The sequence below is a fragment of the Mycobacterium sp. genome (genome assembly GCF_035274705.1).
Taxonomy (GTDB): Bacteria; Actinomycetota; Actinomycetes; order Mycobacteriales; family Mycobacteriaceae; genus Mycobacterium.
This window is the reverse complement of the sequence record NZ_DATENY010000004.1, coordinates 52,510-70,072: the sequence shown is the minus strand read 5'-3', so window position 1 is coordinate 70,072 and position 17,563 is coordinate 52,510. Positions and strand designations below refer to the sequence as shown.

Below are 17,563 nucleotides of genomic sequence, written 5' to 3'. Positions count from 1 at the left end.
CGCGTTGTCCAGCAGCAGCAGAAACAGGTCCTCGGCGATCTGCGCCATACGCGGACTGTAATCCGACCGCGCGGAGCGGTCGCGTCAGGAGTGGTACGGCTCGGCCTTGACCAGCGTGACCTTGACCGTGTTGCCGTTGGGCACGGTGTAGCTGCGGGTCTCACCGACCTTGGCGTCGATCAGGGCACCGCCCAACGGGGAGTTCGGCGAGTACACCTCGAGTTTGCCATCGCTGACGCCTTGCTCACGGGTGGCGATCAGGAACGTCTCCTTGTCGGACTTGTCGTCGCCGTAGTACACGGTGACCACCGAGCCGGGCAGCGCCACACCGGACTGCTTGGGCGCCTCGCCCACCTTGGCGTTGTTGAGCAGCTCCTGCAGCTGACGGATGCGGGCCTCCTGCTGGCCCTGCTCCTCGCGGGCGGCGTGGTAGCCGCCGTTCTCGCGCAGGTCGCCTTCCTCGCGGCGGTCGTTGATCTCCGCAGCGATGACCGGTCGATTGGCGATCAGCTGATCGAGCTCCGCCTTCAGCCGGTCGTATGCCTCCTGAGTCAGCCAGGTGACCTGGGTATCGGTCATGTCGTCGCGCTCCTGTCGTCTTTGCTCTCGCGCTCTTCGCGTAAGAAGTCTCGTCTGTACGGCGCCGGGAGCTTTCGTTCGTGTATTGCCGCGATTGTCAGCGCCTAATCCGCGCACTAAATGCAGCAATACACGGCCCCAGCAGGAACCGTGTATCGGACCATAATACCACCGCGACGACAGCCAACTTTTACGAATTCGCAGTTCGGCGTTTGTTGCGCCGACGCGCGACCGTGTGTTTCTAGGACGCCACCAGGTACGACGGCACGTCGGTCCCGCAGCCGTAGACGTCGCCGACGACGGGCCGCCGGCTGGCCTTGACGTCGGTGGTCACCTGCACAGTCTTCTGTGTCGACGGCGGCACCAGCACTTCCCGGCGTCCTGTTTCGGTGCCGTCAATCGAGCGGGCCCGCACGATGCACACCACCGGCCGCGAGGGGTCGTCGCGGGTGACGCTGATCGTGACCTCGACGGTTTCGTCGTCGACCAGCCGATAGCCACCCAGCTCGCCCTTGACGTCGCCGCTGCCCAGCCGTTGCGAAGCGATCACCGCGATGGCGACCCCACCGGCCAACACAAGCAGCGCCAAGCCGATAGCGATCCACCGGCGGTTGCGACGGCTCAGCCGCTGCCGCCCGTAGCGGGCGGTGGGACGCTCGATCATCTCGTTTTGCATGCCCGTCGGTCGGATAGATCTACAGAACTGGAACTATAGGGCTACCCGAGTTGGTTGAAAGGTCTCGACGACTGCCGGCGCAGGGCTGGCACTGGTAAGCAGAGGGAACAGGTGAGCGAACTGCGGCTGATGGCGGTGCATGCCCACCCAGACGACGAGTCCAGCAAGGGCGCGGCCAGCATGGCGCGTTACGCCGACGAAGGCGTGCGCGTGCTCGTCGTGACACTGACCGGCGGCGAGCGCGGCGACATCCTCAACCCGGCGATGGACCTGCCCGAGGTGCACGGCCGCATGGCTGAGATCCGGCGTGACGAAATGGCCAAGGCCGCCGAGATCCTCGGTGTCGAACACCACTGGCTCGGCTTCGTCGACTCCGGCCTGCCCGAGGGCGATCCGCCGCCACCGCTGCCGGACGGCTGCCTCGGCGTCGTGCCGCTGGAGGAACCCGTCGAGGAGCTGGTGCGTGTGGTCCGCAAGTTCAAACCACACGTGATGACCACCTACGACGAGAACGGCGGCTATCCGCATCCCGACCACATCCGGTGCCACCAGGTTTCGGTCGCCGCGTACGAGGCCGCCAGCGACTTCCGGCGGTTCCCCGACGCCGGCGATCCATGGGACGTGCTCAAGCTGTACTACAACCACGGATTTCTGCGGAAGCGCATGCAGCTGTTGCAGGACGAGTTCGCCAAGCACGGCGAGGAGGGCCCGTTCGAAAAGTGGCTCAAACATTGGGATCCCGGGCATGACATATTCGAGAAGCGGGTGACCACCCGTGTCGAATGCGCCAAGTACTTCGCCCAGCGTGACGACGCGTTGCGCGCGCACGCTACCCAGATCGACCCGCTTGGGGACTTCTTCCGCGCGCCCATCGAATGGCAGCAACGGCTTTGGCCCACAGAGGAATACGAGCTGGCCCGGTCGCGGGTGCCGGTGTCGATGCCGGAGACGGATCTATTTGCGGGGGTCGAAGACCAGTGAACGAAGCGCTGATGTTCACGATCGGTCTGCTGGCCGACGACGCTCCCCGCAACACCGGTCCGGACTTCGGTAAGGCCAGCCCGTTCGGCCTTGTCATCGTCGTGCTGCTGCTGATCGGAACGTTCGCGTTGGTGTGGTCGATGAACCGGCACCTGCGCAAGCTGCCGAAGTCGTTCGACAAATCGGAGGAGACGACCGAGGATCGCAAGGATGAGCCCGGCGGCTCGTAGACCGCCGTGGCGTTACGCAAATCGCCTTTGGCACTCGACCTAGGCTGGGGCCCGTGGCCAACCAACTAGCAAGTGCCACCAGTCCGTACCTGCGCCAGCACGCCGACAACCCGGTGCACTGGCAGCAGTGGACACCCGAGGCGCTGGCCGAGGCGGCGGAGCGCGACGTGCCCATCTTGCTGTCTGTCGGGTACGCGGCCTGCCACTGGTGCCACGTGATGGCGCACGAGTCGTTCGAAGACGATCAGGTCGCCGCCGTGATGAACGACGGCTTTGTGAACATCAAGGTCGACCGCGAGGAGCGACCGGACCTGGACGCTGTCTATATGAACGCCACCGTCGCGCTGACCGGCCAGGGCGGCTGGCCGATGACGTGCTTCCTGACCCCCGACGGGCGGCCGTTCTTCTGCGGCACCTACTACCCGAAGCCGAACTTCCTGCAGCTGCTGGCCGCGGTCTCCGAGACCTGGCGGACCCGCCGCGGCGAGGTCGAGGAGGCCTCTGACCGGATCGCGGGGGAGTTGCGCTCGATGGCGTCCGGACTGCCCGATGGTGGGCCGCCGATAGTGCCGGCGCTGTGCGACCACGCCGTCGCGGCGGTGCTGCAAGACGAGGATCTTGAACACGGCGGCTTCGGCGGTGCGCCGAAGTTCCCGCCGTCCGCCTTGCTGGAGGCGCTGCTGCGCAGTCACGAGCGCACCGGCGACATCCTTCCGTCGGAGACCGTCGAACGGACCTGCACGGCGATGGCGCGCGGCGGCATCTACGACCAGCTGGCCGGTGGGTTTGCCCGCTACAGCGTCGACGCGTCTTGGGTCGTGCCGCATTTCGAGAAGATGCTCTACGACAACGCGCAGCTGCTGCGGGTGTACGCGCATTGGGCGCGCTGTACCGGAAACCCGTTGGCGCGCAAAGTCACTGAGGAGACTGCTCGGTTCATCATCGACGAGCTGGGCGCGGGCGGGATGTTCACCTCGTCGCTGGACGCCGACGCCGACGGCCGCGAGGGTCTGACGTACGTGTGGACACCGGGCGAGCTGCAGGAGGTGCTCGGCGATGACGACGGACGCTGGGCCGCAGAGCTTTTCAATATCACTGATGTCGGCACGTTCGAGCACGGCAGCTCCGTGCTGCAGTTGTTGCGCGATCCCGACGACTGGGCCCGCTTCGAACGCGTCCGCACCGCGTTGCTCGCATCGCGGCTGAGCAGGCCGCAACCGGGTCGCGACGACAAGGTCGTCACCGCGTGGAACGGCCTGGCGATCACCGCGCTTGCCGAGGCCGCCGTCGCGCTGGAGAAGTCCGAATTCCTTGACGCTGCAACGCAATGCGCCGGCGGGTTGTTGGGCTTGCACATCGTTGACGGCCGGCTGCGGCGGGCCAGCCTTGGCGGACGCGTCGGCGGCAGTGCGGCCATTCTCGAGGACCACGCGATGCTGGCCACGGGACTGCTGACGCTGTATCAGATGACCGGCGATGCGGCCTGGCTGGGTGCTGCCACGTCGTTGGTCGACATCGCGCTCGAGCACTTCGCCAACCCCGAGCGCGAGGGCCGCTGGTATGACAGCGCCGACGACGCCGAGCAGCTGATGGTGCGGCCCGCCGATCCGCTCGACGGCGCGACCCCGTCGGGTGCCTCGTCGATCGCCGAGGCACTGCTGCTGGCCGTGCACCTTGCGCCGGCGCACAAGGCCGAACGGTATGCCGTGGCGGCCGAAGCGACGCTGGCCAGCTCGTCGCCGATACTGGCCCGTCTGCCGCGCTCGGGCGGGCACTGGATGGCCGTTGCCGAGGCGGCCGTGCGCGGGCCCATCCAGATCGCGGTGGCCTGCGACCCACAGCGCTCGGAACTACTGGCCGCCGCGCGCAAGCTGGCGCCCGGTGGTGCGGTCGTCGTCGGCGGTCCGGTCAACTCGTCGGAGCTCCTGGTCGATCGTGACCGCATCGGCGGCGCCGATGCCGCGTATTTGTGCCGCGGGCGGGTGTGCGATCTGCCGGTCACCACCGCGCAGGAACTCGCCGCCGCACTGGGAGTGGCCGTGTAGCCTGCGGCTCATGCCGAGCGCCGAAGACAACGCCAACACCGTCCACCGCTACCTCGAGTTGGTCGCGAAGGGGCAGCCGGACGACATCGCCGCCCTGTACGCCGACGACGCCACCGTCGAGGATCCCGTTGGCGGAGAGGTGCATATCGGCCGCCAGGCGGTCCGTGGCTTCTACGGCACACTCGAGAACGTCAAGGCCCAAACCGCGGTGCTGACGCTTCGGGCGCTCGGAAACGAGGCGGCGTTTCACTGGACCCTGAGCATCGATTTCGGTGGCAACGGGATGCGCATCGACATCATCAGCGTCATGACGTTCGACGACGAGGGCAAGATCGCGTCGATGAAGGCCTACTGGACCCAGGACAACGTCACGAACTTCTAGTGAGTTGTGGAGCCGCAGCCGCGCTCAGCGCGGTGCCGGCTCCACACGTCACTAAAAGACGGCGAACCACATCGCGATGTAGTGGCAGATCGCCGCGACGGCCGTGCAGGCGTGGAAGAACTCGTGGTGGCCGAACGTCGTCGGCCACGGGTTGGGCCACTTGAGCGCGTAGAGCACGCCGCCGATGGAATACAGCGCACCGCCGACGATCAACAACACCAGGGCCGCGACGCCCGCGCCCTCCATGATCGGCCCGACGAACCACGCCGCCACCCAGCCGAGCAGCAGATACAGCGGCACGCCCACCCAGCGCGGCGCCGATGGCCAGAACATTTTGAGCAGCACCCCGGCGATCGCGCCGCCCCACACGATCCAGAACAGCACCCAACCGCTGCGCTCCGGCAGCGCCAGCAAGGCGAACGGTGTGTAGCTGCCCGCGATGAACACGAAGATCATCGAGTGGTCAGCACGCTTCATCCACTTTCGCGCCGTCGCCGACTGCCAATGCACGCGGTGGTACGTGCCGCTGACGGCGAACATCGCCACGATCGTGAAGGTGTAGAGCAGCGTGGCCAGCCCGGCGCGTGTCGACTCCACCGCCCATGACACCGACACCAGCGCTGCGCCTGCGATGAACGCAACAACCGCCGCGTAGACGTGGATCCAACCACGCAGCCTCGGCCGGCCGAGAAACTTCTCGACGCCGTCGACGACGGCTTCGGGGAAGTCTTCGGCGTATACGCGGGGCGGCTGTTGTTGAGCCTCGTCGGCGGTGTCGATCTGGGCCACGTCACCTCCATCAATGGCATGGGGGTTATCGAGCGCCACAGTAGTCTGAATTCCGTGGACATCATCCCCCCGCGGCTCAAGGAACCGGCCTACCGGCTCTACGAGATGCGGTTGCGCCAGGAACTGGCGCGGTCGAAATCCGAACTGCCCCGGCATATCGCAGTTCTGTGCGACGGTAACCGGCGATGGGCGCGTGATGCTGGTCACGACGACGTCAGCTACGGCTATCGGATGGGCGCCCGCAAGATCGCCGAGATGCTGCGCTGGTGTCAGGAAACCGGCGTCGAGATGGCGACGGTCTACCTGCTGTCCACCGAAAACCTGCAACGCGACGCCGACGAGCTGTCGTCGCTGATCGACATCATCACCGACGTCGTCGAGGAGATCTGCGCACCAGCCAATCGGTGGAGCGTGCGCACCGTCGGTGACCTCGAGCTGATCGGCGAGGAGCCGGCGAAGCGGCTGCGCGATGCCGTGGAATCAACGGAAGCGGCTCCTGGGTCTTTCCATGTCAACCTCGCCGTCGGATACGGCGGGCGGCAGGAGATCGTCGACGCGGTGCGTGCGCTGCTGGGCAAGCAGCTCGCCAACGGTCTGACCGGTGAGCAGCTGATCGAAGCCGTCACCATCGACGCGATTTCCGAGAACCTCTACACCTCTGGCCAGCCGGACCCCGATCTGGTGATCCGCACGTCGGGGGAGCAGCGGCTGTCCGGTTTCCTGCTGTGGCAGAGCGCGTACTCGGAGATGTGGTTCACGGAGGCCTACTGGCCGGAGTTCCGGCGGGTGGACTTCCTGCGGGCGCTGCGCGACTACACCGCACGGCATCGGCGTTACGGCATGTGATGCGACACTGAAGTCATGGCTGCGCTGTCAGCGATGGTCTCCACGCTCAGCTGGTGGTTGGGCCTCTACCTGCTGGCCCGTGACCCCCGTAAACCCGTGCTGGTGCTTGCCGCGATCGGGTTGACGAGTTTCGCGTCGGTGGTGGCGCTTGACGCGGTGCGGGTGGTCAGCGGTTCGGACGTGCTGAGCAGCGTCGAGGTCTATCTGGTCACCGTGCCCGGCATCGCCTGGTTCGCGGTGCTGCTCGAGATGTCGCGGCCGAGCGACACCTGGCGCAGCCGCGTCGGCGAGATCGCACTCGTGGCGGCCGTCGCGGCCGTTGCATTGTCCGGCGCCGCAATGGCCGGCAACGTCGACGGCCCGCTGCGGATGGGTCACTGGGTGATGTTCGCGGCGATCTCGCTGTCGTCGTTGGGCGCGATGCTCAGAGCGGTGTTCGGGCCTTGGCAGCCCCGTCCGGTAGTCGGTTACATCGTGGTCGCGACGCTGTTCTTCGCGCTGGGCAACGCGATCCTCATCATCCCGCTGGGGCTGGTGCCGAGCTGGCTGGCGTTGGCGTCAACGGGATGCGACGTCGCGCTGCTGGGTGTCGCCGTTGCGATGTGGGATGCATTCGACGAGGGCCAGGCGCTGCGTGCCGACATGCTGCGGTCGTTCGCGGCGACGGCCGCGGTGGCGCTGCTGTTCGGCGGCCAGTTGTTGATCGGGCTCGCCGTGACGGGCCAACAGACCGCGTTGACGGTGCTGTTGTTCACCAGCTTGGCCATCGCGATCGCGATCAACGTGCTGGCCGACCCGTTGGCGGGTCTGCTTGACCGGCTGGCATTTTCGCGGTCACCGGCACTGCGCGCCGACCGCGCCGCGTTGCGTGACGCCGAGGCCGCGTTGCCGCGACGGTCGGCCAGTCCGCTCGACGGTGTTGACGAGAACACCTTCACCAGGCTGACCCGTCGTGCGCTGGGCCACTACGCGGACCTGTCCAAGCTTGTCGCCAGTCCACTGACCGCGCTGCCGATCATCGGCGAACGACTTGCCGCCCGCGGCGCACCCGATGCGCCGCTGGAGCGGGCCAACGAACTCAAGGCACTGCTCGCCGACCGCATCGCCCGGCTCAAGCCGCGCGACGGCGGCGACTTCGGCACCACCGAGGAATGGCGGTACTACAACTCGCTGTACTTCCCGTATGTCGTCGGGGTGCGCGCGTACGCGCAGAACGCCACCGCCGCCGGGCTCGACCCGGTCGCGCGGCAGGCATGGCAGTGGTTCGTCACCGAGGTGCCGCAGCGGTCGCTACACAACTGGCAGAACGCGGCGGCGCGGGTGATCGCCGCCGATCTCCGCGGGCAGTTGGTGGCGGCGCAAGACTAGTTTCGCCGTTCTCACCTGGCCTTGGCAGTAGCTGGCAGCGTCTCGCGTCGATCTGGCAGTGGGTTCTGAGCAACCTCAGTGTCATGACCGCAATCAACACCCGCCCGGTCCGGGAAAGCACCGATTCACTACTGCGATTCGCCCTTCGCGCGGACGCGACGTTGTGCGCCGCGCTGGGCCTGCTCGTTGCGATGGCCGCCGACCCGCTGTCGCGGCTCTCCGGTCTTTCGTCCACATCGGAATGGATCGGCGGTGCGGCCTTGGTCGCCTATGGTGTCGCGCTGTTCATGGCCGCCGGCCTGCCCGACGTCCGGCGCGTCGGCGTCGGTGTGCTCGCCGGAAACGTCGTCTTCGCGATTCTCGTCACCGTCGTACTGGCGGCGGGGTGGCTGCCGCTGACCGAGTTCGGCGTCGTCGCGACGATCGCGTTCACCGTCGCCACGCTGGCCTTCGCATGGGCCCAATACCTCGGAGTGCGCCGCCTGGTGTGACTCCCACATGGCTGGTCCGGAGCCGCCGTCGTAAGAGGTTGCGGCGTCGGCTCCGGAACGGTCGCCGATAACCCCCGAGAAAGGAAAACCCATGACCGCCATCGCAACTCTGAAATTGACCGATTCGACCGACTCGCTGCTGCGCTTCGCGATGCGCGCTGACGCGGTGCTCACCGGCCTGGCCGGTATTGCAGGCATCCCGCTGACCGGCTGGATGGCCGAGATCTCGGGCACCACTACGACGTTCGAGTATTCGATGAGCGCCTTCTTCATCGCCTACGGCATCCTCGTGTTCGGCCTAGCGGCGCTGCCTAGGGTGAAGCGGGCCGGCATCGCCGTCGTGATCGGCAACCTGCTGTACACCGTCGCGTCGGTGGTCTTCGTGCTCGCCGACGTGTTTCCGCTGACGACGACCGGTGTGGTGCTGACGCTCGCCCTGGGTGTCTACACGCTGGTGTTCGCCGAGCTCCAATACCAAGGAGTTCGGCGCATCAAACGGTAACCTTCTTCTGCCGAGCAGACGCGAAAGTCCCCGACACGCCGCGTGTTTGGGGACTTTTCCGTCTGCTCGCGCAATTAAAGTTTGCGTAGCCGCAGTCGGTTGATGGAGTGGTCAGCATCCTTGCGCAGTACCAGAGTCGCCCGTGGCCGCGTCGGCAAGATGTTCTCAATCAGGTTGGGGCGGTTGATCGAATTCCAGATATCGCTTGCGGCGAAGACCGCCTGCTCGTCGGTCAGCGTGGCGTAATGGTGGAAGTGAGAGGCGGGGTCGGCGAACGCCGTCGAGCGCAGGCCAAGGAACCGGTTGATGTACCACTGCTCGATGTCCTCGATGCGGGCGTCGACGTAGACGGAGAAGTCGAACAGATCCGACACCATCAGCGCCGGGCCAGTCTGAAGCACGTTGAGGCCCTCGAGAATCAGGATGTCTGGATGCTTGATGGCCTGTTTCTCATCGGGGACGATGTCGTAGAGCAGATGCGAATACACCGGCGCGCACACCTGATCGGCGCCCGACTTCACGGCGGTGACGAAGCGCATCAGTGCGCGGCGGTCGTAGCTTTCCGGAAAGCCCTTGCGGTGCATCAGGTTTCGACGCCCCAACTCGGCGTTGGGGTAGAGGAAGCCATCGGTGGTTACCAAGTCGACGCGCGGGTGGTGCTCCCATCGCGCTAAAAGCGCCTGCAGCACACGGGCGGTCGTCGATTTGCCGACCGCGACGCTGCCGGCCACGCCGATCACGAACGGTACCGGGCGATCCGGATTCTGCTGCGGCTCACCGAGGAACTCCGTCGTCGTGGCGAACAAACGTTGCCGCGCGGCGACCTGCAGGTGGATCAATCGGGCCAGCGGAAGATAGACCTCTTCGACTTCGAGCAGGTCGAGCTTCTCGCCCAGACCGCGCAGCCGCATCACTTCGTCTTCGCTCAGCTTCAGTGGTGTCGACATGCGCAGCGCACGCCATTGACTTCGGTCGAACTCCACATAGGGGCTGGGTTCGCTCAGCCGCGCCATGCGGTCAGTCTTGCAGTTAGCGTGGTGCCCATGGAGCCCGGCACCCTGATCCGCGAGTATCTGCTGCTCGGCCTGCGCTTCGACCGCGTCGAGGAGGGCTACGTCGACTCCTTCACCGGCGACCCGGCGCTGCGGCGCGCGGTAGCCGACGAGCCGCCACCAGATCCAGCCGACCTGGCCCGCCAAGCCGATCGCCTGCTGGCCGAGCTGCCCGCCGGGCTGGAACCTGCACGTGCCGACTACCTCGGCGCGCACATGCGTGCGCTGGCCTGTGCGGGGCGCAAGTTCGCCGGCGAGGACGTCGGATTCGTCGACGAGGTCGAGGCCTACTTCGACGTGCACATCACCAAAGGCGATCCCGAGCAGTATCGCCAGGCGCACCTCAAGCTCGATGACGCCCTGGGCGGCAGCGGACCGCTCGCCGAGCGGATGCGGGCCTACCGCACCTCCGAGGAGATCCCGCCCGACCGTCTCGAGGAAGCCATCCACGCGTTCTCCAGCGCGCTGCGTGACCGCGTGCGGGCCGAATACCCGTTGCCCGACAGCGAGACCATCACCTACGAGGTCGTCACCGACAAGCCGTGGTCGGGGTTCAACTACTACCTCGGCGACTACCGCTCCACGGTCGCCGTCAACGCCGATCTCAAACAGCAGATGTCGAACCTGCCGCGGCTCGTCGCACACGAGTCCTATCCCGGACACCACACCGAGCATTGCCGCAAGGAAGCCGGGCTGGTGGGGGGTAAGGGCCAGGCCGAGCAGACGATCTTCCTGGTCAACACGCCGCAATGTCTGATGGCCGAGGGGCTTGCCGACTTGGCGCTTTACGCGGCGATCGGTCCGAACTGGGGTGGGCGGGCCGCGGAGATCTACGCCGACCTCGGCCTGCGCTTCGACGGCGAGCGCGCCGAAGCGGTGTCGGAAGCCGCGGCCGCACTGGCCGACGTCCGGCAGGATGCGGCGCTGATGCTGCACGACGAGCACCGCGACGTCGACGACGTCGTCGCGTTCCTCAAGCGCTGGCTGCTGGTGAACGACGAGCGCGCCCGCCAGATGCTGCGCTTTTTGTCGTCGCCGCTGTGGCGGGCCTACACCAGCACCTACATCGAGGGCTACCGCCTGCTGCGGGGCTGGCTGGATGCCCGGCCCGACGGAGTCAGCCTCACTGAACGGTTCGGCACGCTGCTCGACGAGCCGCTGATCCCGTCGGCGCTGCGGGCGGGCTGAGGCCTCGTCACATCAGCCACAGGCGTCCCTGCGGGGCGGGCAGAAAGAGATATCGCGCGAGCTAGAGACATCTGAGACGCCTGTGGCAATGGGCGCCGGCCACCCGATTAGGCTGGACGTCATGGCTGCAGACCCCACCGTGACCACCGCTTCCGCTCCCGGCGCCGAGTACGCCGATACCGCCAGTGAGGCCTATCGGGCTGCGCTGCAGGTCATCGAGTCCGTCGAGCCCCGCATTGCCGCGGCGACACGCAAAGAGCTTGCGGACCAACGTGATTCGCTCAAGCTGATCGCCAGTGAGAACTACGCGTCGCCCGCCGTTCTGCTGACCATGGGCAGCTGGTTCTCCGACAAGTACGCCGAGGGCACCATCGGCCACCGCTTCTACGCCGGCTGCCAGAACGTCGACACCGTGGAAAGCGTGGCCGCCGAGCATGCCCGCGAGCTGTTCGGGGCGCCCTACGCCTACGTCCAGCCGCACTCCGGTATCGACGCCAACCTCGTTGCGTACTGGGCAATCCTGGCCACCCGCGTCGAGGCTCCCGTCCTGGCCGACGCCGGCGCCAAGCACATCAACGACCTGTCCGAAGCCGACTGGGAGCAGCTGCGCAACAAGCTCGGCAACCAGCGGCTGCTGGGCATGTCGCTGGACGCCGGCGGCCACCTCACCCACGGTTTCCGGCCCAACATCTCGGGCAAGATGTTCCACCAGCGCAGCTATGGCACCGATCCGGACACCGGATTCCTCGACTACGGCGCCGTGGCCGCGGCGGCACGCGAGTTCAAGCCGCTCATCATCGTCGCCGGGTACTCCGCGTATCCGCGACGGATCAACTTCGCGACGATGCGTGAGATCGCCGACGAGGTCGGCGCCACGCTGATGGTCGATATGGCCCACTTCGCCGGGCTGGTCGCCGGCAAGGTGTTCATCGGCGACGAGGACCCCGTTCCACACGCCCACGTCACGACCACCACGACGCACAAGTCGCTGCGCGGTCCGCGTGGCGGGATGGTGCTGGCTCAGCCCGAATATTCCGACGCGGTCGACAAGGGCTGCCCAATGGTGTTGGGAGGTCCGCTTTCTCATGTGATGGCCGCTAAGGCGGTCGCGCTTGCGGAAGCTCGGCAATCGTCATTCCAGACCTATGCAAAGCGCGTCGCCGACAACGCCCAAGCGCTCGCCGACGGCTTCCTCAAGCGTGATGGCGGGCTGGTCACCGGCGGTACGGACAACCACCTCGTGCTGCTGGACGTCACGTCGTTCGGGCTCACCGGTCGCCAGGCCGAGTCGGCACTGCTGGACGCCGGCGTCGTCACCAACCGCAACTCGATCCCGGCCGACCCGAACGGCGCCTGGTACACCAGCGGCATCCGATTGGGCACGCCGGCACTGACCACCCGCGGCTTCGGGCCCGACGATTTCGACCGGGTCGCAGAGCTGATCGTCGACGTGCTGTCCAACACCCAACCGGAGGGCACTTCGAAGGCGAAGTACAAGCTGGCCGACGGAACAGCCGAGCGGGTGCACGCCGCCGCGGCCGAGCTACTCGCCGCCAATCCGCTCTATCCGGGCCTCACGCTGTAGCGCGCCGCGCCGGGCAGGAATTTTACGAAACCCACAGAATTGGGTTAATGTAACTGCATGGCACAGAAACCTGTTCCTAACGCTCTGATTCTCGAGCTAGAGCCGGTGGTGCAGCAGGAGCTGCGTCGTCACATCGACTCGGAAGACCTCTGGTACGCGCATGACTACGTGCCGTTCGACCAGGGCGAGAACTTCGCCTTCCTCGGCGGCCAGGACTGGGACCCGTCGCAGGTGACGCTGCCCAAGACCGTCACCGACGCGCTGGAGATCCTGCTGATCACCAAGGACAACCTCGCCGGCTATCACCGCGAGTTCGTCTTCAGCTTCATCCTGGAAGAGAAGTGGGGCCGCTGGATCGGCCGCTGGACCGCCGAAGAGCACCTGCACGCGATCGCGCTGCGCAACTACCTCGTCGTGACCCGCGAAATCGATCCGGCCGCCAACGAGGATGTGCGCGTCGAGCACGTGATGAAGGGCTATCGCGTCGACACCTACAGCCAGATCGAGCGGCTGGTCTTCATGGCGTTCTTCGAACGCGAGCACGCCGTGTTCTGCCGCAATCTGGAAGCCCAGATCACCGAGCCCGTACTCAAGGGCTTGATCGGACGGATCGCCCGCGACGAAGAGCGCCACGAAGAGTTTTTCGCCAACCTGGTCACGCACCTGCTGTCCTGGAGCCGCGACGAGACCATCGAGGCGATCGCGCGCCGCGCCGGCGATCTACAAGTTGTCGGTGGCGATATCGACGCGTATTCGGACAAGGTGGCCCACATGGCCGAGGCGGGCATCTTCGGCCCAGACCATTTGCGCCGGGTGGTTTCGGATCGCATCAGCGCGTGGGGCCTGGCCGACGAGCCGGCGCTCAGCGCCTACGTGTGACGCGTAGTTAGCCACGGCGCGCCTGCACGGCGCGCAAGCCTGAGCGAGAGTAGCGTCGTTTCTCGATGGCTAGCGACATGCTCTGCTATCCGGGCGGTACCGATCATTTCGATCATGAGAGGACCGGCCCCGGTCCTGGTACCGCAGTGTCCGCCGAGAGGTTCGCGCGGGGCCGCGCGGGTTCGAGGAGCGCTACGTGACTGATTCGCCCGTCCGGACCTATGTGCTCGACACCTCCGTGTTGTTGTCCGATCCCTGGGCCGCCACGAGGTTTGCCGAACATGAAGTGGTGGTCCCGTTGGTGGTCATCAGCGAACTGGAAGCCAAGCGGCATCATCACGAGCTTGGCTGGTTCGCCCGGCAGGCATTGCGGTTGTTCGACGATCTGCGGCTCGAGCACGGACGGCTGGATCAGCCGATTCCCGTTGGGACGCAAGGCGGCACGCTGCATGTCGAGCTCAACCACAGCGATCCCACAGTGCTGCCGGCAGGCTTCCGCACCGAGACGAACGATGCGCGGATCCTGACGTGCGCGGCCAACCTCGCCGCCGAGGGCAAGCGAGTCACGTTGGTCAGCAAGGACATTCCGCTGCGGGTCAAGGCGGGCGCCGTCGGGCTGTCCGCCGACGAGTACCACGCGCAGGACGTCATCACCTCCGGCTGGACGGGGATGGACGAGATCGAGGTCACCGCCGACGAGATCGACGCGATGTTCGCCGAGGGTGAGATCGACCTAGAGTCGGCCCGTAATCTGCCCTGCCACACCGGAATTCGACTGCTCGGCGGCAGTTCTCATGCCCTCGGGCGCGTCAACGCCGAGAAGCGGGTGCAGTTGGTGCGCGGCGATCGCGAGGTGTTCGGGCTGCGCGGCCGCTCCGCAGAGCAGCGGGTGGCGCTGGACCTGCTGCTCGACGAGTCGGTCGGCATCGTGTCGCTCGGCGGCAAGGCGGGCACCGGCAAGTCGGCGCTTGCTCTGTGCGCCGGGCTGGAAGCCGTGCTGGAGCGCCGCACCCAACGGAAGGTCGTCGTGTTCCGGCCGCTGTATGCGGTCGGCGGACAGGACCTCGGCTACCTGCCGGGCAGCGAAAGCGAAAAGATGGGCCCGTGGGCGCAGGCCGTCTTCGACACGCTCGAAGGACTGGCCAGTCCCGCGGTGCTCGAAGAAGTGCTGTCGCGCGGCATGCTCGAGGTGTTGCCGCTCACGCACATCCGTGGACGCTCGCTGCACGACTCGTTCGTGATCGTCGACGAGGCGCAGTCGCTCGAACGCAACGTGCTGCTGACCGTGCTGTCGCGGCTGGGCGCCGGCTCGCGAGTGGTGCTCACCCACGATGTCGCCCAGCGGGACAACCTCCGGGTCGGCCGCCACGACGGCGTGGCCGCGGTGATCGAGAAGCTCAAGGGCCACCCGTTGTTCGCTCACATCACGCTGCTGCGCAGCGAGCGGTCACCGATCGCGGCGCTGGTCACCGAGATGCTCGAGGAGATCAGCCCGGGCGCGCTTCCCTGACGCGATTTGCGGAGCCGTGGCGGCGCTGAGCGGCGGTAGCGTGCCACGAATCGCACACTCGGTAGGCTGCTTGGGTGCCGAAGCGACCCGATAACCAGGCCTGGAGGTACTGGCGCACCGTCTTGGGTGTGCTTGCGGCCGCCACAGTGCTGGTTGTCGGCGGGCTCACCGGCCACGTCCGCAAGGCCGGCGCCGACAACGTCGACTGCTCGCAAGTCAAGTGTGTCGCGCTGACGTTCGACGACGGGCCGAGCCCGTACACCGATCGGCTGCTGAAGATTCTGCACGACAACGACGCCAAGTCGACGTTCTTCCTGATCGGCAACAAGGTCGCGGCCAACCCCGCAGGCGCCAAGCGCATACTCGACGCCGGCATGGAGGTGGCCAACCACACCTGGGAACACCCCAACATGACGAGCATCCCGCCGGAGTTGATTCCCAGCCAGATCTCCAAGGCCAACGACGCCATACAAGCGGCCACCGGTCAGACCCCCAAGCTGCTGCGCACCGCCGGCGGGCTGATCAACGACAAGGTGCTGGCCGCGGCCAAACAACAGGGCATGGCCGACATCAACTGGGACGTCATCCCATTCGACTGGATCAACGACTCCAACACCGCGGCGACCACATACATGCTCAAAACGCAGATCAAGCCGGGCTCAGTGGTGTTGTTCCACGACACCTACTCCAGCACCGTCGACGTGGTCTACCAGTTCATCCCCGTGCTGAAGGCCAACGGCTATCACCTGGTGACGGTCAGCCAACTGCTTGGGCCGCGTGAGCCGGGCAGCACGTATGGGAGTCGTGACAACGGGCCAGCGGTCAATGACATCACCGACATACCGCCGTCGGAGATTCCAACGCTGCCGAACACCCCGTCTCCCAAGCCGATGCCGAACTTCCCGATCACCGACATCGAGGGCGCTAACTCCGGTGGCGTGAACAACGGGGCCTAGGCGAGCCCACAGCGCGGGGGACCAGCATGCGCACCGACACGGCGTTTGTGATCACTCTTCTCGTGCTGTGCTACGCCGTGGTCTCCGGGCTGGTGAAGCGGTGGTACATCGCTCCCGCATTGATCTTCGTCGCGTTCGGAATGGTACTGGGCCCGTTCGGATTCGGCGTGATCGACGCCGGGACTGACACCGCGAGCTTCACGATCGTGGCCCAGCTGGCGCTGACCGTGATCCTGTTCAACCAGGCCGCCATGCTCGACCTGCCGACCGTGGTGCGCCGCGGCCACGTGACATTCCGGTTGTTGGTGATCGGCATACCGCTGTCCATCGTCCTCGGCACGGTCGTGGCGCTGTTGGTGATGCCGGTGATGCCGCTGTGGGAGGCGGTGTGCCTTGCCGCCATCGTGGCACCGACGGAAGTGGCGTTGATCGACGCGCTGCTCGAGGACCGCCGCATCCCTGAGCGCGTCCGGCATGCCCTTTCGGCTGAGAGCGGCTGCTACGACGGGTTCGCGTTGGCGGCGATGCTGGCCGCCGTGGCGCTGGCTTCTGAGCAGAACGACCCTGATCCGGCTCGCTGGGGCTGGTTCGCCGTCCGCACCGAGGTGGTGTCTCTGGTCGTCGGACTCGGCATCGGCGTGATCGGTGGCCTGGTGATCGTGCGGTCCCGCGGGCGTGGGTGGATGAGCGATACCTGGGCCCAACTGGCCAGCGTCGCTTTGGCGTTGGTGTGCTTTGAAGTCGGTGAGCGGTTGCACGGCAGCGGATTCGTGACCGCATTCGCGGGTGGTCTGGCGTACTCGATGATGATGCGACGGGCGGGTGCACAGATGCCGTCGCAGGTCACCGACGCGACAGGTCAGCTGCTGGAGTTGGTGGTGTTCGCGATGTTCGGCAGCTATGCCGTGTTCGTGGGGTGGCGTGATGCGGATTGGCGGGTGGTGCTCTTCGCCGTCGTTGCGCTGATCGTGGTGCGCCTGGTCGCGGTGTCGGCCGCGCTGGTGGGCAGCGATCTACCCGCCCGCAGCAGGCTGTTCATCGGCTGGTTCGGGCCTCGCGGAATCGGCACGCTGGTCCTAGGGCTGTTGATGATCGAGCGCGGCGAGATCCAGCAGTCGGCCATGATCACGCAGGCGGTCGTCGTCACCGTCACGGTCAGCCTCGTGATCCACAGCCTGACCACGCCGCTGGGCATTCGGCTGTGGCCAGCCCCGTCGCCGGAGAAGACGGCGCAAGTAAGCGGCTAGCGGCGACGGCCCCGCACCAGAAACCACCCCGCTGCGGCCGCGCCGCTCAGCGCCACCATCCGATCGGCACGCTCAGCCCTCGGCAGGTCGAGAAGCGAGACCAGGCCCAACACCGCGAAACCGGTGCGAAGCGCGGGTTGGCTTGTTCCCGTCGTGACCAGGGCTGCCTGGCTCTGCGGGGCAAGGGTAGCGGGGTTGTGCTGGATCGGCACCGATCCTCCTTCGTTGGCATGACGAACTCGGCCGGGTCGACGCTA

19 protein-coding genes are annotated in these 17,563 nt (G+C 66.5%); 14 read left to right on the top strand and 5 right to left on the bottom strand.

Translation table 11 applies throughout. From position 1 onward, the window contains the following. Window positions 1–84: 84 nt before the first annotated feature. Together greA and VJV41_RS00840 are read right to left on the bottom strand one after the other, a co-directional pair. The gene (greA, locus tag VJV41_RS00845) at window positions 85–579 is read right to left on the bottom strand and encodes a transcription elongation factor GreA (protein WP_325330104.1); all 495 of its coding nucleotides are present in this window, start codon (window positions 577–579) and stop codon (window positions 85–87) included. 241 nt (window positions 580–820) lie between these two features. Next, window positions 821–1,243 (bottom strand): DUF4307 domain-containing protein, encoded by a 423-nt coding sequence (locus VJV41_RS00840; RefSeq protein ID WP_325330102.1) that lies wholly within the window; start codon window positions 1,241–1,243, stop codon window positions 821–823. Window positions 1,244–1,366: 123 nt separating this feature from the next. Between VJV41_RS00840 and mca the strand changes: the two genes are divergently transcribed. Genes mca through VJV41_RS00820 form a run of 4 tightly spaced genes read left to right on the top strand, consistent with a single transcriptional unit; the run spans window position 1,367 to window position 4,893 of the window. Then, window positions 1,367–2,236 carry a mycothiol conjugate amidase Mca gene (gene mca / locus VJV41_RS00835; RefSeq protein WP_325330100.1) on the top strand — a complete coding sequence of 290 codons (870 nt, stop codon included), beginning with the start codon at window positions 1,367–1,369 and terminating at the stop codon, window positions 2,234–2,236. Beyond that, window positions 2,233–2,466 (top strand): hypothetical protein, encoded by a 234-nt coding sequence (locus VJV41_RS00830; protein WP_414684846.1) that lies wholly within the window; start codon window positions 2,233–2,235, stop codon window positions 2,464–2,466. Before mca ends, VJV41_RS00830 begins: the two co-directional genes overlap by 4 nt. 44 nt (window positions 2,467–2,510) lie before the next feature. Then, a complete protein-coding gene (locus tag VJV41_RS00825) occupies window positions 2,511–4,511 on the top strand; it encodes a thioredoxin domain-containing protein (RefSeq protein WP_325330118.1) in 2,001 nt (666 codons plus the stop codon). Between the two features lie 10 nt (window positions 4,512–4,521). Further along, complete coding sequence (locus tag VJV41_RS00820; protein ID WP_325330098.1) at window positions 4,522–4,893, top strand: nuclear transport factor 2 family protein; 372 nt, start codon at window positions 4,522–4,524, stop codon at window positions 4,891–4,893. Between the two features lie 51 nt (window positions 4,894–4,944). On the opposite strand, the gene trhA is transcribed toward VJV41_RS00820, so the two are convergent. Continuing rightward, complete coding sequence (trhA, locus tag VJV41_RS00815; protein ID WP_325330096.1) at window positions 4,945–5,682, bottom strand: PAQR family membrane homeostasis protein TrhA; 738 nt, start codon at window positions 5,680–5,682, stop codon at window positions 4,945–4,947. Between the two features lie 54 nt (window positions 5,683–5,736). On the opposite strand from trhA, the gene VJV41_RS00810 reads away from it, so the two are divergent. From VJV41_RS00810 to VJV41_RS00795, 4 genes are all read left to right on the top strand, one after another. Continuing rightward, window positions 5,737–6,528, top strand: coding sequence for a (2Z,6E)-farnesyl diphosphate synthase (locus VJV41_RS00810; RefSeq protein ID WP_325330094.1), 792 nt, complete (start codon window positions 5,737–5,739; stop codon window positions 6,526–6,528). Window positions 6,529–6,543: 15 nt separating this feature from the next. Then, the gene (locus VJV41_RS00805) at window positions 6,544–7,896 is read left to right on the top strand and encodes a hypothetical protein (RefSeq protein ID WP_325330092.1); all 1,353 of its coding nucleotides are present in this window, start codon (window positions 6,544–6,546) and stop codon (window positions 7,894–7,896) included. Window positions 7,897–7,979: 83 nt separating this feature from the next. Further along, window positions 7,980–8,387 (top strand): hypothetical protein, encoded by a 408-nt coding sequence (locus VJV41_RS00800; protein ID WP_325330090.1) that lies wholly within the window; start codon window positions 7,980–7,982, stop codon window positions 8,385–8,387. A gap of 91 nt (window positions 8,388–8,478) precedes the next feature. Then, window positions 8,479–8,889, top strand: coding sequence for a hypothetical protein (locus VJV41_RS00795; protein WP_325330089.1), 411 nt, complete (start codon window positions 8,479–8,481; stop codon window positions 8,887–8,889). A gap of 74 nt (window positions 8,890–8,963) precedes the next feature. Here VJV41_RS00795 and coaA read toward each other — a convergent pair whose 3' ends face one another. Further along, a complete protein-coding gene (coaA, locus tag VJV41_RS00790; RefSeq protein ID WP_325330087.1) occupies window positions 8,964–9,902 on the bottom strand; it encodes a type I pantothenate kinase in 939 nt (312 codons plus the stop codon). A 30-nt stretch (window positions 9,903–9,932) separates the two neighbouring features. Here coaA and VJV41_RS00785 point away from each other — a divergent pair, with 30 nt between their 5' ends. From VJV41_RS00785 to VJV41_RS00760, 6 genes are all read left to right on the top strand, one after another. Further along, window positions 9,933–11,129 (top strand): DUF885 domain-containing protein, encoded by a 1,197-nt coding sequence (locus VJV41_RS00785; protein WP_325330085.1) that lies wholly within the window; start codon window positions 9,933–9,935, stop codon window positions 11,127–11,129. Window positions 11,130–11,250: 121 nt separating this feature from the next. Next, window positions 11,251–12,714, top strand: coding sequence for a glycine hydroxymethyltransferase (locus VJV41_RS00780; RefSeq protein WP_325330083.1), 1,464 nt, complete (start codon window positions 11,251–11,253; stop codon window positions 12,712–12,714). 57 nt (window positions 12,715–12,771) lie between these two features. Next, window positions 12,772–13,593 (top strand): acyl-ACP desaturase, encoded by an 822-nt coding sequence (locus tag VJV41_RS00775; protein ID WP_325330081.1) that lies wholly within the window; start codon window positions 12,772–12,774, stop codon window positions 13,591–13,593. Window positions 13,594–13,789: 196 nt separating this feature from the next. Continuing rightward, a complete protein-coding gene (locus VJV41_RS00770; RefSeq protein WP_325330079.1) occupies window positions 13,790–15,103 on the top strand; it encodes a PhoH family protein in 1,314 nt (437 codons plus the stop codon). A gap of 74 nt (window positions 15,104–15,177) precedes the next feature. After that, complete coding sequence (locus tag VJV41_RS00765; RefSeq protein WP_325330077.1) at window positions 15,178–16,059, top strand: polysaccharide deacetylase family protein; 882 nt, start codon at window positions 15,178–15,180, stop codon at window positions 16,057–16,059. Window positions 16,060–16,085: 26 nt separating this feature from the next. Then, entirely contained in the window at window positions 16,086–17,306 is a 1,221-nt protein-coding gene (locus VJV41_RS00760) for a cation:proton antiporter (protein WP_325330075.1), read from the top strand. Here VJV41_RS00760 and VJV41_RS00755 read toward each other — a convergent pair. Further along, on the bottom strand, window positions 17,303–17,518 hold the full coding sequence (locus VJV41_RS00755) for a hypothetical protein (RefSeq protein WP_325330073.1): 216 nt from the start codon (window positions 17,516–17,518) through the stop codon (window positions 17,303–17,305). The two genes, VJV41_RS00760 and VJV41_RS00755, sit on opposite strands and share 4 nt — an antisense overlap. Window positions 17,519–17,563: the final 45 nt, after the last annotated feature.